Origin of the sequence: Klenkia marina (genome assembly GCF_900101025.1) — a bacterium.
Lineage (GTDB): Bacteria > Actinomycetota > Actinomycetes > Mycobacteriales > Geodermatophilaceae > Klenkia > Klenkia marina.
Genome location: NZ_FMUH01000001.1, coordinates 333,139 through 354,439 on the forward strand (window position 1 = coordinate 333,139; position 21,301 = coordinate 354,439).

The window sequence follows — 21,301 nt, forward strand, 5'->3', positions numbered from 1 at the left end:
CGGTGACCGGGTGCCCGCCCGGCGGGCGGTCACCCGGTCGATCAGCGGGTGGCGGTGCGCAGGTAGGCCCGCACGGCCAGCGGTACGAACACGGCCAGGATGGCCACGGCCCAGATCGCGGTGTACAGCACCGGGTTCTGCAACGACCAGGCGTCGGCCACCGGCACGCTGTCGGGCTGGTTGCCGAACAGGTCGCGGGCGGCCTGCACCACGGTGGAGACCGGGTTCCACTCGGCGAAGGTGCGCAGCACCGACGGGAAGCTCTCCAGCGGCACGAAGGTGTTGGCCACGAACGTCAGCGGGAAGATGACGATGAAGCTGGCGTTGTTGACCACCTCGGGGGTGCGCACGAGCAGACCGACCAGGGCCATCATCCAGCTGACCGCGAAGGCGAACACCAGCAGGATGAGGAACCCCCCGATCGCCTCGGGCACCGAGCTGTTGATCCGCCAGCCCACCAGCAAGCCTGTCAGCGCCATCACCAGGATCGAGATGGCGTTGAGCCCGAGGTCGGCGACGGTGCGGCCGATGAGCACCGCCGACCGGGACATGGGCAGTGACCGGAACCGGTCGATCAGCCCCTTCTGCAGGTCCTCGGCGATGCTGGCGCCCGTGGTGGTGGACCCGAACACGACGGTCTGGGCGAAGATGCCGGGCAGCAGGAACTCGGCGTAGGTGATGCCGTCGGGCAGGTTGATCGCGCCGCCGAACACGTAGCGGAACAGCAGCACGAACATGATCGGCGACAGCGTCGCGAACACGATCAAGTCGGGCACCCGCTTGACCTTGATCAGGTTGCGCCGGGTGATCACCAGGCTGTCGGACAGGGTGTGGCTCAGGGCGCTCATCGGGTGCTCTCCGCGGGCTCGGCGTCGGCGGTGGTCCCGGCGGTGGCGTCGACGGCGGCGTCGGCGGAGTGGCCGGTCAGGGTCAGGAAGACGTCGTCGAGGTCGGGCCGGCGCAGGCCCACGTCGAGCAGCTCGACACCACTGCCCTCGAGGAGCTGCAGCGCCTGCGCGAGCGTGGCGGCGCCGCCGGTGACCGGGACGGTGAGCCGACGGGTCTGCTCGTCGCGCTGGGGCTCGTCGACCGCCAGCGGCCGGAGCAGCTCGGCGGCCCGCGCCAGGCCCTCGCCCGAGCCCACCGTGAGCTCGATGCGCTCGCCGCCCACCTGCGCCTTGAGCTCGTCGGCGGTGCCGCGGGCGATGACCGCGCCCCGGTCGATGACCACCATGCGGTCGGCGAGGCGGTCGGCCTCCTCGAGGTACTGCGTGGTGAGCAGGATCGTGGTGCCGTCGCTGACCAGGTCGGCGATGAACTCCCACATCCCCAGCCGGCTGCGCGGGTCGAGCCCCGTGGTGGGCTCGTCGAGGAAGAGCACCTGCGGGCGGGCGATGAGCGAGGCGGCGATGTCGAGCCGGCGGCGCATGCCGCCGGAGTAGGTCTTCGCCGGGCGGCGGGCCGCGTCGGTGAGGTCGAACCGTTCGAGCAGCTGGCCGGCCCGGGCGCGGGACTCCTTCTTGCCGAGCCGGTAGAGCCGGCCCACCATCTCGAGGTTCTCCTCACCGGTCAGGTACTCGTCGACCGCGGCGTACTGGCCGGTCAACCCGATCACCGCACGCACCTGGTCGGCCTGGGTGGCGACGTCGAGACCGGTGATCTCGGCCCGGCCGCCGTCTGCCCGCAGCAGTGTGGACAGGATGCGCACCACCGTCGTCTTCCCGGCCCCGTTCGGGCCGAGCAGGCCCAGCACCGTGCCCTGCGCGACGGTCAGGTCGACCCCCCGCAGCGCGGTGAAGTCACCGAACCTCTTGACCAGCCCCTCGACCACCACTGCGTCGCTCATGCCGGGCACCGTAGGTCCTGACACCGACAGAACTGCTGCACGTCCGCTCCTCCGCGTCCCGGCGCCCCGCGATCACGGGTCGTCCGGGGTGGGGACCGGTGCCGGCTGCAGAACTCATCGGCACCCGTACCTCAGTCCGACGTCACCGCGTAGCCGACCCGGGTGAGCGCGGACTGCACCTCGCGGGCGTGGTCGGGGCCCCGGGTCTCCAGCACGACGGCGATCTCCACCTCGCCGAGGTCCAGCTGCGCCGTCGTCCGCTCGTGCTCGACGGAGAGCACGTTGGCCGACACCGCGGCCAGCTCGCGCAGCAGGCCGGCCAGGGACCCCGGCCGGTCCGGGACGCGGACCCGCAGGGACAGGTAGCGACCAGCCGCGGCCATGCCGTGCTGCACGACCTTGAGCATCAGCACCGGGTCGATGTTGCCGCCGGACACCACGGCCACGACCGGCGCGCGGAAGGCGGCGGGGTCGGCCAGCACCGCGGCCACGGCGGCCACCCCGGCCGGTTCCACCACGAGCTTGGCCCGCTCGAGGCAGAACAGCAGCGCGCGCGAGAGCTCGTCCTCGGTCACCGTGCGCACCTCGTCCACCAGCCCCGCGACGTGGGCGAGCGTGAGGTCGCCGGGTGAGGCGACGGCGATGCCGTCCGCCATCGTGGCCATGGTGGCCAGCGGCACCGGCACCCCCGCGGCCAGCGAGGCCGGGAACGCCGCGGCCATCGCGGCCTGGACGGCCACCACCCGTACGTCGGGACGCCGGGCCTTGACGGCGGCCGCGATGCCGGCCACCAGCCCCCCACCGCCGGTGCAGACCACGACGGTCTGCACGTCGGGGCACTGCTCGAGGACCTCGAGGCCGACGGTGCCCTGCCCGGCGATGACGTCGGGGTGGTCGAAGGGGTGGATGAACACCGAGCCCGTGCGGTCGGCGTACTCCCGCGCCGCCAGGAGGGGCTCGGTGAGCGAGTCGCCCAGCTGGTGCACCGTCGCCCCGTACCCCCGGGTGGCCGCGAGCTTGGGCAGCGGGGCCGGCTCGGGCATGAACACCGTCGCCGCCGCGCCGAGCTCGCGGGCGGCCAGCGCGACGCCCTGCGCGTGGTTGCCGGCGCTGGCCGCCACCACACCGGTCGCACGCTCGGCGTCGGTGAGCCGGGCGATGCGGGTGTAGGCACCGCGGATCTTGAACGACCCGGTGCGCTGCAGGTTCTCGCACTTCAGCCAGACCGGCCCACCGACCCGTTCGGCGAGCGCCCGCGAGTGCTCCAGCGGGGTGCGGCGCACCACACCGGCCAGCAGCGCGGCGGCGGCCTCGACCTCGAGCCCGGTGACGAGGGGGACGGCGGGTTCGCTCACCCCCCGATCCTGGCAGCCGGTCAGCTGCTGGTGGCCACGACCACCGGGACGAGGGTCGTCACCATCACGACGGCCATGAGGTCCTCGAGTGCCTTGGCGACCGCGCCCCCGGCCCAGCCGGACTCCCGGACGGCGTCGGCCCGGGCCTGCACCGCCTTGCCGTCGTCGCCCGGGAAGACCTTGGGGGCCAGCTTCGTCACCGACAGCATGGAGACCAGCAGCGCCGTCCGTGGGTCGGGCTCGGCGCCGAGGACGAGCACGGCGCGCACCCGCTCGCGCACCTCGCGCTCCACCGCCGGGTCGGCCTCCGGCCACCGCTGCGTCGGGAACAGGCCGAGCACCTTGCCGCGCTCGTGGGTGAGGACGCCCTCGGCGACCAGCTCGGCGAGCAGCTGCTCCTGCAGCTTCGCCCCGCGGTCGGTGAAGGTCATCGTGGTCAGCGCCCCGACGGCGTCCCCGGGCTTCTTGCCGTGGCAGGTGTCGACCACCTCGGCCAGCAGCGGATCGCTCGGGCGGGCCACCCCGGTGCGCCGCAGCCGCCCGGCCTTCACCTCCCCGCCGTCGACCTCCTGCAGCGCGAGGGCACCGGCGGCCGCGAGCTCGGCCACGGCGGTGCCGGCGAGTGCCGCGTTCAGGGTCGAGCCGTCGACGAGCCCCTTCCCCGACTTCTCGTCCAGGGCCAGCAGCAGCAGCTCGGCAGCGACGCTCCTCGACATGCCCCGACCCTGGCAGGGCCCCCACCTGCACGCATCCCGGGGAGGGCGCAGCCGTCGTACCGTGAGTGGGGTGACGGAGAGCCCCGCACCCACGACCCTCGGCGAGCTGCGCGACAGCGGTGCCACCCACGTCGGCGTCAAGGCCGAACTACGCGCGAACCTGCTGGCCCGCCTCGCGGCGGGTGAGCCCACCCTCCCCGGCATCGTCGGCTTCGAGGACACCGTCCTGCCCGAGGTCGAGCGCGCCCTCATCGCCGGCCACGACCTGGTGCTGCTGGGCGAGCGGGGGCAGGGCAAGACCCGGCTCATCCGCACCCTGGTCGGCCTGCTCGACGAGTGGACGCCGGTGCTGGTCGGCAGCGAGCTCAACGAGCACCCCCTCGCGCCGGTCAGCGTCTGGGCGCACCGGCAGATCGCCGAGCACGGCGACGCCACCCCCGTGGGCTGGCTGCACCGCAGCGACCGCTTCGGCGAGAAGCTGGCCACCCCCGACACCAGCGTCGGCGACCTCATCGGCGACGTCGACCCGATCAAGGTGGCCGAGGGCCGCACGCTGGGCGACCCCGAGACCGTGCACTACGGCCTCGTGCCGCGCACCAACCGCGGCATCTTCAGCATCAACGAGCTGCCCGACCTCGCCGAGCGCATCCAGGTCGCGCTGCTCAACGTGCTGGAGGAGCGCGACATCCAGATCCGCGGCTACCGGGTGCGGCTGCCGTTGGACCTGCTGCTGGTCGCCAGCGCCAACCCCGAGGACTACACCAACCGCGGGCGCATCATCACCCCGCTGAAGGACCGCTTCGGCGCCGAGGTGCGCACCCACTACCCCATCGAGCTGGCCGACGAGATCCGCCTGCTGCACCAGGAGGCGCAGACCTCGTGGGGCCTGGGCGACGGCGCCCTGGACAAGCCGCTCGTGCCCGAGCACCTGGTCGAGATCATGGCCCGCTTCACCCGGCTGGTGCGCGAGTCCAGCCAGGTCGACCAGCGGTCCGGGGTCAGCGCCCGGTTCGCCATCGCCGGGCTCGAGACCGTGGCCGCCTCCGCCGTCCGCCGCGCCGCCGTCGCCGGCGAGACCCGCCCGGTCGCCCGGGTGGTCGACCTGCCCTCGGTCGTGCCGGCCAGCCGCGGCAAGGTCGAGTTCGCCGACGCCGGGTCCGACGACGACGGCGAGCGCGAGCTCGAGGTCCTCGAGCACCTGCTGCGCCAGGCCACGGCGCAGACCTTCCGCGCCCGCTGCGGCGGGCTCGACCTGACCGGCCTGCAGGAGCACTTCACCTCCGGCGAGGTCGTCGAGTCCGGTGACCTGGTCAGCGCCCCCGCGCTCATGGGGCAGGTCGGCACCGTGCCCAACCTGGCCCAGCTCCTGGGCCGCCTGGGCGTGCCCGAGGGCGAGGAGTCGCCCGAGCAGGCGGCGGCCGCGGTCGAGTTCGCGCTCGAGGGGCTGTGGTTGACCCGCCGGTTGGCCAAGGACACCGACGGCGGCCGCACCGTGTACGGGAGCTGACCGTGCCCAGGGGCAACCGCGGGTACCGCTACGGGCGCTGGCGGGGCGGGGCCGACCCGCTGGCCCCGCCCTACGACCTCGGCGACGCCGTCGACGACATCGGCGACCAGGTGCTGGCCGGCAGCAGCGTGCGCGAGGCGCTGCGCGACCTGCTGCGTCGCGGCCTCGACGGCCGACGCGGTCTCGACGAGCTTCGCCGGTCGGTCCGTGACCGGCTGCGTGCGGCTCGCAAGGCCGGGAGCATGGACGGAACGCTGCAGGAGGTCCGCGAGCTGCTCGACCGCGCCCTGGAGGCCGAGCGGCGGGAGCTGTTCCCCGATCCCGACGACGCCGCCCGGCTCGCCGAGGCCGAGCTCGACGCGTTGCCGCAGGACACCGCGGGAGCGGTGCGGGCGCTGAAGGACAAGCAGTGGCGCTCGCCCGAGGCCGCCGAGGCCTACCGGCAGATCCAGGACCTGCTGCAGAAGGAGGTGCTGGACAGCCAGTTCCAGCACATGAAGCAGGCCCTGCAGCAGATGAACGCCGACGGGCAGGACGGCAACCAGGCCGTCAAGGACATGGTGGCCGACCTGTCCGCGCTGCTCGACGCGCACAACCGCGGCGAGGACACCGACCAGCGGTTCGCCGACTTCATGGACCGGCACGGGCAGTTCTTCCCCGACGACCCGCAGACGGTCGACGAGCTGGTCGACTCCCTGGCCCGTCGGGCCGCCGCGCAGGAGCGCATGATGGCCGGCCTGACCCCCGAGCAGCGCGCCGAGCTGGGCGAGCTGATGGGCCAGGCCATGCAGGACATGGGCCTGGCCAGCGAGATGGCGCACCTGGGCGACGCGCTGCGCCAGGCCCGCCCGGACCTGCCGTGGGGCCGGTCGGGCCAGGTCCCCGACGGCCCCGAGGGGCTGGGCATGGGCGATGCCACGACCGCGGTCGCCGAGCTGGCCGACCTCGAGGCGCTGTCCGACCAGCTCTCGCAGGGCTACGCCGGCGCCAGCCTGGCCGACATCGACGAGGAGCTGGTCGAGCGGGCGCTGGGGCGCTCCGGTGTCGACGACCTCGCCGCCCTGCGGCAGCTCGAGCGCGAGCTCGAACGACAGGGCCACCTCACCCGCACCGAGGGCAAGCTGGAGCTGTCGCCCAAGGCGGTCCGCCGGCTGGGCGCCACGGCGCTGCGGCGGGTGTTCGCCCAGCTGGACAGTGCCGGGCGCGGCGACCACGACGTCGCCGATGCCGGCGCCACCGGTGAGCTCACCGGTGCCAGCCGCGAGTGGCGGTTCGGCGACGAGCAGCCGCTGGACGTCGTCCGCACCGTGCGCAACGCGGTGCTGCGCACGGCCGGCTCCCCGCAGCCGGGGGCCGGTGTCCGCATCGCGGTCGAGGACTTCGAGGTCGTCGAGACCGAGCGCCGCACCGGCGCGGCGGTGGCGCTGCTGGTCGACCTGTCGTACTCGATGGCGCTGCGCGGGACGTGGGGTGCGGCGAAGTCCACCGCGATGGCCCTGCACTCCCTGGTCACGACCCGGTTCCCGCAGGACGCCATCGAGATCATCGGGTTCGCCTCCACCGCGCAGGTGCTGCGCCCCGAGACCCTCGCCGAGCTCAGCGTGGACACGCTGCAGGGCACGAACCTGCAGCACGGGCTGATGCTCGCCCGCCGGTTCCTGGCCCGGCACCACGACGCCGAGCCCGTCGTCCTGGTGGTCACCGACGGCGAGCCCACCGCGCACCTGGAGGACGACGGCTCGCCGTACTTCTGCTGGCCACCGATGCCGCAGACGATCGCCAGGACGGTGGCCGAGGTCGAGCGGGTGGCCCGGTCCGGGGCGACGATGAACGTGTTCGCCCTGGACCCCGAACCGGCGCTGGTGCACTTCGTGCAGGACATCACCCAGCGGGCCGGCGGCCGCGTCTTCCTCCCCGACGGCGACCGCCTCGGCGAGTACGTCGTCGCCGATTACCTGCGCGCCCGCAGGGGGCGGCGTAGCCGTTAGGCCCTGCGCAGGGTCCCGGCCCGCGCGCAGCGTGGGGCGGGGGGCGCCGGGTCCTTCTGCTGCGCGCCCGCAGGGGGCGGCGTAGCCGTTGGGCCCGGCGCAGGGTCCCGGCCCGCGCGCAGCGTGGGGCGGGGGGCGCCGGGTCCTTCTGCTGCGCGCCCGCAGGGGGCGTCGGGGGCGCTGAGGGACACTGGCCCGGTGAGCACGGTCAGGATCGAGCGGGTCCCGGTGGAGGACACCTACGAGCTGCGCGCCCGGGTGCTCCGCCAGGGCCGACCCGTGCAGATCACCGGCGACGACGCCCCCTCGGCCATCCACCTGGCCGCCCGCACCGACGACGGCCGGGTGGTCGGCGTCGTGCGGTTCCACCCCCAGGTCTGCCAGTGGCGGGAGTCCGAGTACGCCTGGCAGCTGCGCGGCATGGCCACCGACCCCGACGTCCGGGGGGTGGGCGCCGGCCGGGCGCTGGTCGCCGAGGGCCTGGTGCAGATCTCCCGGGCCGGCGCGGACCTCGTGTGGTGCGACGCCCGCGCCGCCGCGGTCGGGTTCTACGAGCGCATCGGCTTCAGCACCGTCACCGAGCCCTACGACATGCCCCCGGTCGGACTGCACCTGGGCATGGTGCTGGACCTGCCGATCAGGTGACCGGGTGCTCCCCGGCCGAGCTGATGCCGGGGATCTCGCCGGCCCGGAAGGCGTCGACGAACAGCCGGTGGTCGGCGCGCACCCGTGCGGCGTAGGAGTGCGCGAACACCGTGAGGTCGGCCACCAGCTGCTCGCGGCGGTCGCCCACCAGCGCCAGCACGGCGTCCTCGACCTGGACGTCGACCGCCTCGTGCTCGGCGTCGGCGTCCCCGATGCAGTGGATCTTCGCGGTCGCGCGGCCCAGCTGGGCGACCACCTCGGCGATCTCGTCGGGCTCGGTGAGGTCGTCCCAGTCGAGGTCGTCCTCGTAGGGCGACAGCTCCGAGACCAGGAACCCCACCCCGCGGATGACCGTGTGGCCCAGGAACGGCGAGGCGTGCGACTGCATGGCCCGCTGCGCGGAGACGGTGCGCTCGCCCTCGTGCTCGAACAGCGCCCGCACCTCGGGGTCGGTGACGATCCGCGAGGGCGCCGCCGTGCCCGCCTGCTTCAGCGACAGGACGACGTCGTTCTCCAGCGCCTGGTCGTAGCCCTCGAGCAGCACCGTGTAGGCGGGCAGCCCGGCGCTGCCGATGCCGAACCCGCCGGTGCCCACGACGTCCTTCACGTCGTAGGCGACCTCGCGACGGCGCACCCCGACCGGCACGGTCTCCCGGTAGGCCTCCACCGCGGCGAGCACCTCGGCGCGCTCGGCGTCGTCGAGCCGGCGGTGCCGCGGCACGTCGGCGAACCGGCGCTGGTGGTCCTCGACGACGGTCAGCCGCTCCAGCAGCGACACCCGGGTCTGCTCGGCGGTGGCGAGCACCAGGTCGCGCACCGCACCGACGGTGTTGTGCCGGTCGAGGGCGAACTGACGGTCGGCGTCGGTGCCGGCGAACGCGGCCACCTGGTCGAGGTAGGACTCGAGGTACACGCGCAGCACCCCCGCGATGACGTCGTCGCTCAGTGCCTTGCGCCAGGCCAGCAGCGCGAAGCTGGCGCAGAACCGGCGCAGGTCCCACGACAGGTGGCCCAGGTAGGACTCGTCGTAGTCGTTCACGTCGAAGACGATGCGGCCGGTGCCGTCCATGTAGGTGCCGAAGTTCGCCGCGTGCAGGTCACCGTGGATCCACGTGCGCGACGTGCGCTCGTCGGCCCACTGGTCCTCGGTGTCCACCAGGTCGGCGTAGAACAGGCACGCCGAACCGCGGTAGAAGGCGAACGGGTCGGCCGCCATCTTGCGGAACTTCACCCGGAAGGCGTCGGCATCGGCGGCCATGAGATCGGAGAAGGCGTCCACCAGGACCTCGACGATGCGGCTCCGGCGGGCCCCCTCGTCCTCGGGCGACGGCAGGTGCAGCGGGTCCACGGGCACGCGGACACCCTAGGGGCGTTAGCCTCGCCGGGCAGGGTGGACGACCGACCAGGGACGGTGACCGGGTGACACGGGCGAGCAGGGCACGGCGGCTCGCCACGGCGGCGGCCTACGGGGGCGGCGGGCTCGGGCTCGTAGGCGCCGGGCTGGCCACGCTGCTGCGCCAGGAGGCCCGGTTGGCCCGGCGCCGGGTCGAGTCCCGCACCGCCAAGGCCGACCCGCCCACCGGCGAGGGCCGGTACGGGCACCACCGCGGCAAGCAGATCGTGCTCGCGGTGCTGGGCGACTCCAGCGCGGTCGGCCTCGGCGTCGACCGCGCCGAGCGGACCCCCGGCGTCCTGGTCGCCTCGGCGCTGGCCGAGGTGGCCGAGCGCCCCGTACGGCTGGTCAAGGTGGCCGTCTCGGGTGCACGATCGGCCGACCTCGCCGGGCAGGTCGAGCGCGTGCTCCCGCACCGGCCCGACGTCGCGATGATCATGATCGGCGCGAACGACGTGACCAGCCGGTCCAAGCCCGCACTCGCCGTCCGCGACCTGGCCGCCGCCGTGCGGTCCCTGCGCGAGACCGGGTGCGAGGTCGTCGTCGGCACCTGCCCCGACCTCGGCACCATCCGCCCGGTCCAGCAGCCGCTGCGCACCCTCGGACGGCGGTGGAGCCGCCAGCTGGCCGCCGCGCAGACCATGGCCGTCGTCGCCGAGGGCGGGCGCACCGTCTCGCTGGGCTCGCTGCTGGGCCCCCAGTTCGCCAGCGACCGCACCATGTTCTCCAGCGACGAGTTCCACCCCTCGGCCGCCGGCTACGCCGCCGCGGCCGCCTGCCTGCTGCCGTCGGTGGCCGACGCCCTGGGCGTCTGGCCCGCCTCGGCCGACCGGGGTGCGCGTGGCCTGCGCCGGGACACCGTGCGGCCCATCGCCCGGGCGGCGGCCAGCGCCGCCGGTCGGCCCGGCACCGAGGTCCAGCCGGCGTCGGTCGACGGCTCGGACGCCGGCCCGCGGGGCCCCTGGGCGCTGCTGCGGCGGCGTCGTCCGCAGGAGCTGCCCGAGGCGACCCCCGCGACCGAGACCTCCGGAGCTACCGACCGGTAGCGTCGGGGGCACGTCCGCGCCCGCCACCACGGGTGCGCCTCACCGTGGAGGTCCTCCGTGCCCGAAGCCGTCATCGTCTCCGCCGCCCGCTCCCCCATCGGCCGCGCGTTCAAGGGGTCGCTCAAGGACCTGCGCCCCGACGACCTCACCGCGACCATCGTGCGCGCGGCGCTGGACCAGGTGCCCTCGCTCGACCCCCGCGACATCTCCGACCTGATGCTGGGCTGCGGCCTGCCGGGCGGGGAGCAGGGCTTCAACATGGGCCGCGTCGTGTCCGTGCTGCTGGGCATGGACCACCTGCCCGGCACCACGATCACCCGCTACTGCTCGTCGTCCCTGCAGACCACCCGCATGGCCCTGCACGCCATCAAGGCCGGCGAGGGCGACGTCTTCATCTCGGCCGGGGTCGAGATGGTGTCCCGCTTCGCCAAGGGCAACTCCGACGGCCTGCCCGACACCGAGAACCCGGTGTTCGCCGACCGCAAGGCCGAGATCGCCGAGGTGGCCGAGACCGGCGCCGACTCGTGGACCGACCCGCGCGAGGACGGCGGGATCCCCGACGTCTACATCGCGATGGGCCAGACCGCGGAGAACCTGGCGCTGCTCAAGGACGTCTCCCGCGCCGAGATGGACGAGTTCGCCGTCCGGTCGCAGAACCTGGCCGAGAAGGCCATCGCCGACGGCTTCTGGGACCGCGAGATCACCCCGGTCACCACCCCCGACGGCACGGTGGTCAGCAAGGACGACGGCCCCCGCGCCGGCACCACGCTCGAGGGCATCTCGCAGCTCAAGCCGGTCTTCCGTCCCGACGGCCGCGTGACCGCGGGCAACGCCTGCCCGCTCAACGACGGCGCCGCGGCGCTGGTGATCATGAGCGACACCAAGGCCGCCGAGCTGGGCATCACCCCGCTTGCCCGCATCGTGTCGACCGGTGTCACCGGCCTGTCGCCGGAGATCATGGGCTACGGGCCGGTCGAGGCCTCCAAGCAGGCGCTGGCCCGGGCGGGCATGACCATCGACGACATGGACCTCGTCGAGATCAACGAGGCCTTCGCCGCGCAGGTCATCCCGAGCTACCGCGACCTGGGCATCGACATCGACAAGCTGAACGTGCACGGCGGGGCCATCGCCGTCGGCCACCCGTTCGGCATGACCGGCGCCCGCATCACCGGCACGCTGCTCAACGGCCTGCGCTCGACCGACGGCACCTTCGGCCTGGAGACCATGTGCGTCGGCGGCGGCATGGGCATGGCGATGGTGCTCGAGCGCCTCAGCTGACCTGCGGGGGCGCCCCCCGCGCCCCGACCGGCCCACCCGACCCGGCCACTGTGCAGTTGCGGTCGCCCGCACCGGCGCGCCACCGCGCGTCGACGACCGCAACTGCACAGTCGCGCCTGCACACCACCGGGCGTCCCGGCTGCGCAGCGCAGAGCGCACCCGGTCCAGGACCACCTGCGGGCGCCCGAGGTGGACGTCGGCGAAGCGCAGCGTCAGCCATCCCTGGGCCGAGAAGAAGCTGTACCTCTCCACGTCGCGGCGGAACTGCTCCCGCTCGGCGTGCTGACGTCCCTCGTACTCGACCAGGATCCGCCACCGCTCGTAGCCCAGGTCACCGTGGGCGACCACGACGCCGGCCCGGTCGCGCACGGGCACCTGGACCTCGGGCGGCGGCAGGTCGCTGTCGAGCAGGTACCACCGGACGATGCTCTCGGGCCTCGACGCGGCGCCGGCGTGCAGCAGTGGGGCGACCCGTCTCGCGAGCACGACACCGCGCGCGCCCGCTGCGCCGTCGAGCAGGGCTGCGAGGTCGTCGCGCGCCAGGTGGCCGGACCGGAGCAGCGCGTCGCCCACGGCCAGCAGCTCTGCGGGGGGCAGGTCGGCGGCCAGGTCGAGCCAGGTGCGCCCGGGCGAGGTCAGGCGGAGGCCGAGGTGGGTCCGCACGTCCTCGTCGTCCAGGGTCCGCTGCGACGACCGGAAGCCCTCGCGCCTCGGCCTGGCCACGCCGGGTGGGACGACCACCCGGACCGGCGGCCGATGGTCCAGAGGAGCGCCCCAGAGCACCGCCGCCGTCCGGTGGCCGAAGACGGCGTCCACCGGGAGGACCAATGCGGCAGCCCGGCAGAGCGCGAGCAGCGAGGGCGGCAGCGCCTCGGAGACGTAGGCGCCACGCGTCGCCCGCCGGCCGTCCTGCCGCCGCTGCGCCCGGGTGAGGCCGGCGTCGTGCGCCTGCTGCCAGGTGTACACGGGTGCGAGCGCGCCGCCGGCCATGCCCGCCACCGTCGCCCGCCCGCATCCCTGCGGGGCCCATCCGGCCACGTCTGTGGACGGGGCCCCGCCATGTGGACGGCGGGCAGCGCGCCCCCTCCCGACCTGCTACGCCCGCCCGGCCCCTGCGCCCGTCGCGCCCGTCGACTGTGCAGTTGGGGTCGGCGACACGCAGGGGCTCGCCGGTTGCGACGACCGCAACTGCACACTGGCGGGGCCGGCACGGGCACGCGCGGGGACCCCGAACGGACCGAGGCCCGGCCCCCGTGCGGGGACCGGGCCTCGGTGCGTGGTGCGGGTGCGGCTACTCGCGGAAGTAGCTGAGCAGACGCAGGATCTCCAGGTACAGCCAGACGACCGTGACCAGCAGGCCGAAGGCGATGTACCAGGCGGTCTTCGGCGGGGCACCGCGACGGATCGCCTCGTCGGCCATGTCGAAGTCGAGCAGCAGCGAGAACGCCGCGACACCGATGACGACGAGGCTGAACCCGATGGCCAGCGGGCCACCGTCGCGCAGGCCGGTGTTGAAGCCGAACAGCGACGCGACGAGGTTGACCAGCATCAGCGCCAGGACGCCGAACATGGCGCCGACGATCCAGCGGGTCAGCTTCGGGGTGACGCGGATGGCGCCGGTCTTGTAGACCACCAGCATCCCGAAGAACACGCCGAGCGTGCCGATGACGGCCTGCGCGACGATGCCCGGGTAGACCTGGTTGAAGGCCTCGCTGATCGCACCGAGGAACACACCCTGGATGGCCGCGTAGGCCAGGGTGGCGCCCGGGTTGGCGATCTGCTTGAAGGTGATCACCATGCCGAGCACGAAGCCGACCAGCACCAGCGGAAGGGCCAGGCCGAAGGCGACGTCCTGCGGGACCATGACCCACGTGACGGCGGCGGTGAGCACCGTGACGAGGAACGTCAGGCCGGTCTTGGTGACGACGTCGTCCATCGTCAGGTACTGGGCACCCGTGGCCGCGTACGGCGACTGCTGGGTGTAGGGAGCCGGGGAACCCCACTGCTGCTGCGACTGCTGGCCCCAGGCGGTGGCCTGGGCACCCTGGCCGTTCGCGGCACCGGGGAAGCCCCGGCTGAACGCCGGGTTGCTGCTGGGCATCGTCATCTCCTCGAGGTGACTCGGTCGGGTGCGTGGGCCGGGTGGAGCTGACCCACTCGACCACCACAACGCACGTGTGCGCCGATCGGTTCCTGGGGGCCGGCTGGACGTGACCACACCGTGATCACCGAGGTGACCACGTCCAGCCGGAGGGGCTCAGGCCGTCGTCCCGCCGGGCCCGTGACCGTGCCCGGGGCCGCCGTGGCCGGGGCCACCGGGACCGCCGTGGCCGGGGCCACCCGGCCCCTGCCCGGGGCCGCTGCCCGCCTGGGCGGTCATCAGCACCGCGTAGGCCACGGCGTCGGAGTTCTGGTCCAGGGCGACCCGGCTGATGTTGGTGACGTCGTCGCAGGCCTGGTGGTAGCAGGGGTCGTAGGGCTGGCCCGCGGTGCCGCCGTACCTCACCGCCTGCTCCTCGGTCATGACCCCCTCGGCCCCGGAGAACAGCCCGCCCGACGGGATGCCCGCGTCGGCGAAGGCCTGGTAGTCGCTGCGGCCGTCGAACTCGGTGTCCTCGTAGGCGATGCCACGCGAGTCGTAGAAGTCCTCGAAGGTCTGCTCGATCGCGGCCGACGCGTCGCTGACGTACCCGTCGGGGGCTTCGAACGTGTCGCCGTCGCTGTCGTACACGAAGTTGGCGAAGTTCGGCGAGCCGAGCATGTCGAAGTTCAGGTAGGCGCCGATGCGGGCGAGCTCGTCGGCCGGCAGCGAGTCGACGTAGGCCTGCGACCCGAGCAGCCCGAACTCCTCGGCACCCCAGAACGCGAAGCGCACCGGGTGGGCCAGCCGGGTGTTCGCGAGGTTCTGCGCGACCTCCAGGATCGTCGCCGACCCCGAGCCGTTGTCGTTGATGCCCGGGCCCTCGGGCACCGAGTCCAGGTGCCCGCCGACCACGACCACGCCGTCGGACGAGCGGCCGGGCAGCTCGGCGGTGAGGTTCTCGGTCTCGCGCACCTCGCTGATCGCGGTCACGGCGATCTGCACCGTGTCCCCGGCGAGGGAGGCACCCAGCGCGTACGTGGTGCCGACCACCGGGATGGTCACCCCGGGCTCGCCCAGCGTCGGGTTGAGCAGACCGTCCTCACCCGTCGTGCCGCGGTTCACGATGACGACGCCGACCGCACCCGCCGCCTCGGCGTTGGCCGCCTTCTCGCCGAAGGAGCAGGTACCGCGCTGGACGAGGGCCACCTGCCCCGCGACGGCGTCGGTGAAGTCGCTCGCCTCGCACCCGCTCGTGCTGGTGTCGGAGGGGCTGAGGTCGGTGTCGACGGGGACCGCGGTGCCGGTCACGTCGGCGGACCCGGAGAAGCTGGCCACCGCGTAGTCGGTGCCGGCCGTGTAGGTCGCCGGTTCCGGGGCGACCTGCGCGAACACCGACGGGGCCGTCTCCTCGAAGTACGGGAACGCGAAGGACTGCCGGACGACGTCGTACCCGGCCGCGGTGAGCACGGCGTCGACGTGGTCGGCGGAGGCCGTGTACCCCGGCGACCCGGACGCGCGGTTGCCGCCGTTGCCCTCGGCCACGTCCTGGAGGGCCTGCAGGTGCTCGGTGACGCCCTCGACGGTGACGCAGCGCAGCAGCTTCTCGACGTCGGCGTTCACCCGCCGCTCGCACCCGGCCGGGGCACCACCGGGGCCTCCCCCGGGACCACCGCCCGGGCCGCCGGGCGGTCCCGCCGCCGCCGGCGCCGCCGTCAGCAGACCGGCCGCGGTCAGCAGGGCGGCGCCGCCCAGCGCCGTCCACCTCGTCCGGCCCCTGCGCCCCTGGTGCTCGAGTGCGTCCACGTCGTCGCCCTCCCGCCCGACCCACCTGCTGTGGATCTCCTGTGCCCGACCGTGGTCGATGGGCGGCGGGAGAACAAGCCTTGACCTGGGCGCCGCGGGAGGTTAGTGAGCGGAAGGAACCTGGTGCCCTCGGTGGGGTTCGAACCCACACTGGGACCCTTTTAAGGGGCCTGCCTCTGCCGGTTGGGCTACGAGGGCCGAGCCGTCATCCTGCCGCGAGCGCCACGGCGCGCTGCAGGACGGCGTCGAGCATCGGTTCGGTGAGCCGCCCGGTGAAGGTGTTCTGCTGGCTTACGTGGTAGCTGCCCAGCAGGGTCAACGGCCCGTCGGGGCCGACCAGCTCCACCTCCACCCCGTGCCCGAACCTCGGCCGGGGCCGAGGGAGCACGTACCCGGCGGCCGCCAGCACCGGCAGCAGCGCCGACCAGCCGAACCCGCCCAGCACCACGGCGACCCGCAACCGCGGCAGCAGCTGGAGCTCTCGGGCCAGCCACGGCGAGCAGGTGTCGCGCTCGGCCGGGGTGGGCGCGTTGTCCGGCGGGGCGCACCGCACGGCCGAGACGATGCGCACGTCGTGCACCTCGAGCCCGTCGTCCCGGCTCACCGACGTCGGCTGGTTGGCCAGCCCGGCCCGCCAGAGGGCGGCGAAGATCCAGTCGCCGGACCGGTCGCCGGTGAAGATGCGGCCGGTGCGGTTGCCGCCGTGCGCGGCCGGGGCCAGCCCCACGACGGCGATGCGCGCGTCGGCCGGGCCCATGCCGGGGATCGGCCGGCCCCAGTAGACCTGGTCGCGGAAGGCGGCCCGCTTCACCTCGGCGACCTCCTCCCGCCAGGCCACGAGCCGGGGGCAGGCCCGGCAGCCGCACACCCGTTCGTCCACCGCGGCGAGGTCGCGGGCCGACCGGGCGCCGCGCACCACCCCGGCCGGGGTGCGGGTGACGGGGTAGCCGTCGGCGTCGCGTGCCATCCACCCAGCAGAGCACAGGTGGGCGCGGCATGATCGGCCGGTGGCGAAGAAGCAGAAGGTCAAGACCCCGGCGCTCTACAAGCTGCTGGGCCCGGCGCTGGCCATCCCGACCGGCATCGTCGTGAAGAAGGTGGCCGACCAGGCCTGGATCGCCGTGCGGGGCACGCCGCCGCCGAAGAACCCCGACGTGCCGGGGATCAGCTGGGGCGACGCCATCGCCTGGGCCGCGGTCTCCGGGGTGCTGGTGGCCGTGGGCCGGCTGCTGGCCGCCCAGGGCGCCGCGAAGGCGTACACCGCGTTGACCGGGAAGTTCCCGGCCAACGCGAACGCCGACAGCGCCGCCTGACCAGGTAGCCCTAGCGCCCCAGGGCGAGGGCGATGCCGTCGAGGATGTCGTGCTCGCTGACCACGACCTCGTCGATGGCCAGGGCGTCCATCACCACCCGCAGCACGAGCGCCCCGCCGCCGATGACGTCCACCCGACCCGGGTGCATCACCGGCAGTGCCGCACGACGGGCCCGGGTGGCGGTGAGCAGCCCGGCGGTCACCGACCGCACGGCGCCGACCGGGATGCGGGCGCCGTGGATCGTGTCGGCCCGGTACTCCGGCAGCCCGAGGGCGAGCGCGGCGACCGTGGTCACCGACCCCGCGAGGCCGACCAGGGTGGCGGCCTCGCCGACGGGCACGTGGGTCGCGACGTCGGCCAGCGCCGCCCGGATGTCGGACTCGGCCCGCTGGATCTCGTCGGCCGTCGGCGGGTCACCGTGCAGGTGCCGCTCGGTGAGCCGCACGCAGCCGATGTCCACCGAGCGGGCGGCCCGCACGCCGTCCGCGTCGCCCAGCACGAACTCGGTCGACCCGCCGCCGATGTCGACCACCAGGTAGGGCGCGGGGGGCGGGGTCGAGCCGTGCGCGGCCGCAGCGGCCGCCAGCGACGCGGTCGCGCCCCGGAAGGACAGCTCGGCCTCCTCGAGGCCGGGGACGACGTCGGGCCGCTGGCCCAGGGTGGCGGCCACCATCTCCTCGAAGTCGGCCCGGTTGGCGGCGTCGCGGCTCGCGCTCGTGGCCACCATGCGGACGCGCTCGGCGCCCAGCTCGCGAGCCTGCTGCGCGTACTGCGCCAGGACGACGCGGGTGCGCTCGATGGCCTCGGGCGCCAGCCGGCCGGTGGCGTCGACGCCCTGGCCGAGCCGGACGACCTCCATGCGGCGCAGCACCTCGGTGTGCGTGCCGGCGCCGTCGACGTCGGCCACCAGCAGCCGGATCGAGTTGGTGCCGCAGTCGACGGCGGCGACGCGGGTCACGCGTCGGACCCGTCCTGCGCGGCGGCGCACGGCCCGGCCGTCCACCACTCGCCCATGCCCTCGAGCGCACGGTCGCCGACGGGGTTGACCCCCGGCCCGGCGGCCAGCGAGTGCGCGGCCAGGGCGTGCAGGCACTTGACGCGGTCGGGCATCCCGCCGGCGGAGGCCCGGGTGGGCAGGACGTCGACGGCGTCGCGGGTGGCGAGGAAGGCCTCGTGCGCTGCGGTGTAGGCCGCGGCCAGCTCGGGGTCGGTGGCCAGGTCGGCCTGCCACTGCTTCATGAGCCCGGCCGACTCCAGCCGGCTGGCGGCCGCGGACGCCCGCGGGCAGGTCAGGTAGTACACCGTCGGGAACGGGGTGCCGTCCTCCAGCCGGGGTGCGGTCTGCACGACGTCGGGCTGACCGCACGGGCAGCGGTGGGCCACGCCGACCAGCGCCCGCGGGGGGCGGCCGAGCTGACGGGCGACGACCTCGCGGTCCTCCGGGCTGACTGCTTCGCTCACCCCGGAATCCTCTCAGGCTCGGCTACCCACCTGAGCCATCAGCCGTCCCGACGGACTCCAGCAGGCCCTCGTACCAAGGCGGGCGGGGGGCGTCGTCGGTGGTGACACCGGGGGTCTGCGCCGGGGCCTCGCCCTCGACGACGGTGCCGTCGGCGACGACGACCAACCGGTCGCCGGGGAGCACGAAGTTGAGCCGCTCGCGGGCCTGCTGGGCGCGGTAGGCGGGGTCGGCCTGCCGGTCGAGCTCCTCCTGGAGCTGCTGCTGCTGCAGCGAGAGCGCCTGGTTCTGCGCGGCCAGCTCGGCCAGCTCCTGGCGACCGGCCACGAAGGACCGGATCGGGCCGGCGAGCGTGAGCGCCAGCAGGAGCACCAGGACACCGAGCAGGACGGCGCGACCGGTCACCAGCGGACGGTGCCCGGCGGTCGTCGTCGTCCGGGCCGGGCGACGGGTGCGGCGACGGCCCTGCCGCGCGTCGGCGGCCCCGCGCCCGCCCGGGGTGGCCGGGCGGGCGGTGGTGCGACGGCGTGCGGACGCACGACCGCTCCCGGCCGAGGACGAACCTCGGCGGGAGCGGTCGTCGCTCATCCGGTGACCGGCCTCAGGAGGCGGGGGTCAGCCGCGGGAACGCGGCGGCGCCGGCGTAGCGGGCGGCGTCGTCGAGCTCCTCCTCGATGCGCAGCAGCTGGTTGTACTTCGCGACGCGCTCGGAGCGGGCCGGGGCGCCGGTCTTGATCTGCCCGCAGTCGGTGGCGACGGCGAGGTCGGCGATCGTGGTGTCCTCGGTCTCGCCCGAGCGGTGGCTCATCATGCAGCGGTAGCCCGAGCGGTGCGCCAGGTTGACCGCGTCGAGGGTCTCGGTGAGCGTGCCGATCTGGTTGACCTTCACCAGCAGCGCGTTCGCCGCGCCCTGGGCGATGCCGTCGGCCAGCCGCACCGGGTTGGTGACGAAGAGGTCGTCGCCGACGATCTGCACCTTGTCGCCGATGGCGGCGGTCAGGTCGACCCAGCCCTCCCAGTCCTCCTCGGACAGCGGGTCCTCGATCGAGACGATCGGGTAGGCGTCGAGGAGACCGGCGTAGTACTCGGTGAGGTCGCCGGCGGTGAGGGTCTTGCCCTCGAAGGCGTAGCCGTCGGCCGAGTGGAACTCGGTGGCGGCGACGTCGAGGGCGAAGGCGATGTCGGTGCCGACGGAGTAGCCGGCCTTCTCGACGGCCTCGGCGATGAGGTCGAGGGCGTCGCGGTTGCTGGGCAGGGACGGCGCGAAGCCGCCCTCGTCGCCCAGGCCGGTGGACAGCCCGCGCTTCTTGAGCACCGACTTCAGCGCGTGGTAGACCTCGGCGCCGGTGGCCAGGGCCTCGGCGAAGGTGGCCGCCCCGATGGGGGCGATCATGAACTCCTGGACGTCGACGTTGGAGTCGGCGTGGGCGCCGCCGTTGACGATGTTCATCATCGGCACGGGGAGCACGTGCGCCGAGGGACCGCCGACGTAGCGGAAGAGCGGGAGACCGCTGGACTCGGCCGCGGCCTTCGCGACCGCGAGGCTGACGCCGAGGATGGCGTTGGCGCCCAGGCGGGACTTGTCGGGGGTGCCGTCGAGGTCGATCAGGGCCTGGTCGACCAGGCGCTGCTCGGTCGCCTCGAACCCGACGAGCTCGGGACCGATGACGTCGAGCACGCCGTCGACGGCCTTGGTCACGCCCTTGCCGAGGTAGCGGTCACCGCCGTCGCGGAGTTCCACCGCCTCGAAGGCGCCGGTGGAGGCGCCGCTGGGCACCGCCGCCCGGGTGATCGTCCCGTCGTCGAGGGCGACCTCGACCTCGACGGTGGGGTTTCCGCGCGAGTCGAGGATCTCCCGCGCGCCTACTGCCTCGATGCTGGCCACGGGGTGGAGCCTATCGGTGCCGAGCACCGGTGCGGGACCATGGCTCCCGATGACCGAGATGCCGCACACCCGGGCCCGCGCCCAGCTCCTGGTGGGCCTGGTCCCGGTGCTCGTGGTCGGGCTCGCGCTGCTCGTCCTCCTCGCGGTGCGGCTGGGTGACGCCCAGGAGCCGCTGGCCCGGGCGTCGGCGACCGCGGCGGCGACCGTCGAGTCGGTCGACGGCACCGAGGTCGCGGTGCGCTACCCGGGCCCGGACGGCGCGCAGCAGCAGGGGCGGTTGACGCTGCGGCAGGAGGTCGACGTCCCCACCGGCGCCGAGGTGACCGTGCAGTACGACCCGGACGACCCCGGCACGGTCTACGCCGACGGCGACGCCGCGCACGCCGCGGTGCAGGACGTCGTGTTCGGGTTGGTCGTCGTCACCGCCGTCCTGCTGGCCGTGGGGGTGCTCGGCGGCCGCGCCCTGGTGACCCGCCCGCGGCTGGCCCGGCGACCGACCAGCCGGGTGACCGCGACCCACCTCGTCGTGCGGCAGGGGCTGCTGGTGCGCAGCTGGCTGGAGCTGGGCACCGCGCGCGGGGTCCGCTGGCAGCCCGTGCACTGGGCGCCCGAGCTCGACCGGCTGCGCGCCGACTCCCCGCTCGAGGTGCACGGTGACCCGACCCGCGACGCCCGCGTGCTGCCGGTCCTCGACGGGCAGCAGGTGTGGCCGTCCGGGCGGCTGCGCCGGTCGGCCCCCCGCGGCGACGTCCGCCAGGCGCCCGTCGACCCCTCAGCGGGCCCGCAACCGCTGCGCCGTCAACTGCGCGCGGACTCCGTGGTGGTCGTCCTCGCCCCGCTGCTGGGGTTGGTGTGGGCCTACGTCGACGGCAGCGGCCCGGCCGGTTTCGCGGTCGCCTCCGTGCTGGCCGCGGCGCTGCTGTTCTGGCTCCCCCAGCAGCTGGGGTCCACCCCCGCGACGGCGTCCCGGGAGGACTGACCGCC

Annotated in this window: 19 protein-coding genes, 1 tRNA gene and 1 pseudogene; 7 read left to right on the top strand and 14 right to left on the bottom strand. The window is 74.4% G+C overall.

From position 1 onward, the window contains the following. Positions 1 to 41: 41 nt before the first annotated feature. The 4 genes from BLP29_RS01760 to BLP29_RS01775 form a co-directional block, all read right to left on the bottom strand. Entirely contained in the window at positions 42 to 848 is an 807-nt protein-coding gene (locus BLP29_RS01760; protein WP_092799227.1) for an ABC transporter permease, read from the bottom strand. Next, the gene (locus BLP29_RS01765; RefSeq protein WP_092800630.1) at positions 845 to 1,846 is read right to left on the bottom strand and encodes an ATP-binding cassette domain-containing protein; all 1,002 of its coding nucleotides are present in this window, start codon (positions 1,844 to 1,846) and stop codon (positions 845 to 847) included. Before BLP29_RS01765 ends, BLP29_RS01760 begins: the two co-directional genes overlap by 4 nt. A gap of 131 nt (positions 1,847 to 1,977) precedes the next feature. Next, on the bottom strand, positions 1,978 to 3,201 hold the full coding sequence (gene ilvA, locus BLP29_RS01770) for a threonine ammonia-lyase (RefSeq protein WP_092799228.1): 1,224 nt from the start codon (positions 3,199 to 3,201) through the stop codon (positions 1,978 to 1,980). A gap of 20 nt (positions 3,202 to 3,221) precedes the next feature. After that, the gene (locus BLP29_RS01775) at positions 3,222 to 3,917 is read right to left on the bottom strand and encodes a GOLPH3/VPS74 family protein (RefSeq protein ID WP_092799230.1); all 696 of its coding nucleotides are present in this window, start codon (positions 3,915 to 3,917) and stop codon (positions 3,222 to 3,224) included. 70 nt (positions 3,918 to 3,987) lie between these two features. On the opposite strand from BLP29_RS01775, the gene BLP29_RS01780 reads away from it, so the two are divergent. The 3 genes from BLP29_RS01780 (at position 3,988) to BLP29_RS01790 (ending at position 8,057) form a co-directional block, all read left to right on the top strand. After that, positions 3,988 to 5,424, top strand: coding sequence for a sigma 54-interacting transcriptional regulator (locus BLP29_RS01780; RefSeq protein ID WP_207798252.1), 1,437 nt, complete (start codon positions 3,988 to 3,990; stop codon positions 5,422 to 5,424). A gap of 2 nt (positions 5,425 to 5,426) precedes the next feature. Then, positions 5,427 to 7,412: a VWA domain-containing protein gene (locus tag BLP29_RS01785; protein ID WP_092799234.1), complete on the top strand. Its 1,986-nt coding sequence runs from the start codon at positions 5,427 to 5,429 to the stop codon at positions 7,410 to 7,412. Positions 7,413 to 7,610: 198 nt separating this feature from the next. Next, positions 7,611 to 8,057: a GNAT family N-acetyltransferase gene (locus BLP29_RS01790; RefSeq protein WP_092799236.1), complete on the top strand. Its 447-nt coding sequence runs from the start codon at positions 7,611 to 7,613 to the stop codon at positions 8,055 to 8,057. Here the strand turns inward: BLP29_RS01790 and BLP29_RS01795 are convergent. Continuing rightward, positions 8,050 to 9,411, bottom strand: a complete 1,362-nt coding sequence (locus tag BLP29_RS01795) for a DUF2252 domain-containing protein (RefSeq protein ID WP_243469622.1) — start codon at positions 9,409 to 9,411, stop codon at positions 8,050 to 8,052. The two genes, BLP29_RS01790 and BLP29_RS01795, sit on opposite strands and share 8 nt — an antisense overlap. Before the next feature lie 65 nt (positions 9,412 to 9,476). Between BLP29_RS01795 and BLP29_RS01800 the strand changes: the two genes are divergently transcribed. Together BLP29_RS01800 and BLP29_RS01805 are read left to right on the top strand one after the other, a co-directional pair. Further along, complete coding sequence (locus tag BLP29_RS01800; protein ID WP_092799238.1) at positions 9,477 to 10,496, top strand: SGNH/GDSL hydrolase family protein; 1,020 nt, start codon at positions 9,477 to 9,479, stop codon at positions 10,494 to 10,496. Positions 10,497 to 10,553: 57 nt separating this feature from the next. Next, positions 10,554 to 11,774, top strand: coding sequence for an acetyl-CoA C-acetyltransferase (locus BLP29_RS01805; protein WP_092799240.1), 1,221 nt, complete (start codon positions 10,554 to 10,556; stop codon positions 11,772 to 11,774). 168 nt (positions 11,775 to 11,942) lie between these two features. On the opposite strand, the pseudogene BLP29_RS01810 reads toward BLP29_RS01805, so the two are convergent. The 5 genes and pseudogenes from BLP29_RS01810 to BLP29_RS01830 form a co-directional block, all read right to left on the bottom strand. Then, positions 11,943 to 12,764, bottom strand: a pseudogene (locus tag BLP29_RS01810) (DUF559 domain-containing protein); the annotation flags it as partial. Positions 12,765 to 13,065: 301 nt separating this feature from the next. Further along, on the bottom strand, positions 13,066 to 13,875 hold the full coding sequence (locus BLP29_RS01815; protein WP_092799242.1) for a Bax inhibitor-1/YccA family protein: 810 nt from the start codon (positions 13,873 to 13,875) through the stop codon (positions 13,066 to 13,068). A 156-nt stretch (positions 13,876 to 14,031) separates the two neighbouring features. Then, complete coding sequence (locus BLP29_RS21715) at positions 14,032 to 15,660, bottom strand: M20/M25/M40 family metallo-hydrolase (RefSeq protein WP_092799244.1); 1,629 nt, start codon at positions 15,658 to 15,660, stop codon at positions 14,032 to 14,034. Positions 15,661 to 15,781: 121 nt separating this feature from the next. Next, positions 15,782 to 15,858: transfer RNA gene (locus BLP29_RS01825), tRNA-Leu, on the bottom strand. A 7-nt stretch (positions 15,859 to 15,865) separates the two neighbouring features. Then, positions 15,866 to 16,627: a uracil-DNA glycosylase gene (locus tag BLP29_RS01830; protein ID WP_092799246.1), complete on the bottom strand. Its 762-nt coding sequence runs from the start codon at positions 16,625 to 16,627 to the stop codon at positions 15,866 to 15,868. Between the two features lie 40 nt (positions 16,628 to 16,667). On the opposite strand from BLP29_RS01830, the gene BLP29_RS01835 reads away from it, so the two are divergent. Next, complete coding sequence (locus tag BLP29_RS01835) at positions 16,668 to 16,973, top strand: DUF4235 domain-containing protein (protein ID WP_092799248.1); 306 nt, start codon at positions 16,668 to 16,670, stop codon at positions 16,971 to 16,973. 10 nt (positions 16,974 to 16,983) lie between these two features. On the opposite strand, the gene BLP29_RS01840 is transcribed toward BLP29_RS01835, so the two are convergent. The 4 genes from BLP29_RS01840 to eno are packed head-to-tail and all read right to left on the bottom strand — an operon-like array spanning position 16,984 to position 20,317. Continuing rightward, positions 16,984 to 17,931 (bottom strand): Ppx/GppA phosphatase family protein, encoded by a 948-nt coding sequence (locus tag BLP29_RS01840; protein ID WP_092800636.1) that lies wholly within the window; start codon positions 17,929 to 17,931, stop codon positions 16,984 to 16,986. Next, complete coding sequence (locus BLP29_RS01845) at positions 17,928 to 18,434, bottom strand: DUF501 domain-containing protein (RefSeq protein WP_092799250.1); 507 nt, start codon at positions 18,432 to 18,434, stop codon at positions 17,928 to 17,930. The genes BLP29_RS01840 and BLP29_RS01845 overlap by 4 nt, the downstream gene beginning before the upstream one ends. Positions 18,435 to 18,456: 22 nt before the next feature. After that, positions 18,457 to 19,020: a septum formation initiator family protein gene (locus BLP29_RS01850; protein ID WP_092799251.1), complete on the bottom strand. Its 564-nt coding sequence runs from the start codon at positions 19,018 to 19,020 to the stop codon at positions 18,457 to 18,459. Between the two features lie 13 nt (positions 19,021 to 19,033). Then, complete coding sequence (gene eno / locus BLP29_RS01855; RefSeq protein WP_092799253.1) at positions 19,034 to 20,317, bottom strand: phosphopyruvate hydratase; 1,284 nt, start codon at positions 20,315 to 20,317, stop codon at positions 19,034 to 19,036. Between the two features lie 49 nt (positions 20,318 to 20,366). Here eno and BLP29_RS01860 point away from each other — a divergent pair, with 49 nt between their 5' ends. After that, a complete protein-coding gene (locus BLP29_RS01860) occupies positions 20,367 to 21,296 on the top strand; it encodes a DUF3592 domain-containing protein (protein WP_092799255.1) in 930 nt (309 codons plus the stop codon). Positions 21,297 to 21,301: the final 5 nt, after the last annotated feature.

Coding starts and splice junctions, on each gene's coding strand:
- BLP29_RS01760 (WP_092799227.1), bottom strand. CDS start 848: ATGAGCGCCCTGAGCCACACCCTGTCCGACAGCCTGGTGATCACCCGG.
- BLP29_RS01765 (WP_092800630.1), bottom strand. CDS start 1,846: ATGAGCGACGCAGTGGTGGTCGAGGGGCTGGTCAAGAGGTTCGGTGAC.
- BLP29_RS01775 (WP_092799230.1), bottom strand. CDS start 3,917: ATGTCGAGGAGCGTCGCTGCCGAGCTGCTGCTGCTGGCCCTGGACGAG.
- BLP29_RS01815 (WP_092799242.1), bottom strand. CDS start 13,875: ATGCCCAGCAGCAACCCGGCGTTCAGCCGGGGCTTCCCCGGTGCCGCG.
- BLP29_RS01830 (WP_092799246.1), bottom strand. CDS start 16,627: ATGGCACGCGACGCCGACGGCTACCCCGTCACCCGCACCCCGGCCGGG.
- BLP29_RS01850 (WP_092799251.1), bottom strand. CDS start 19,020: ATGAGCGACGACCGCTCCCGCCGAGGTTCGTCCTCGGCCGGGAGCGGT.
- BLP29_RS01860 (WP_092799255.1), top strand. CDS start 20,367: ATGACCGAGATGCCGCACACCCGGGCCCGCGCCCAGCTCCTGGTGGGC.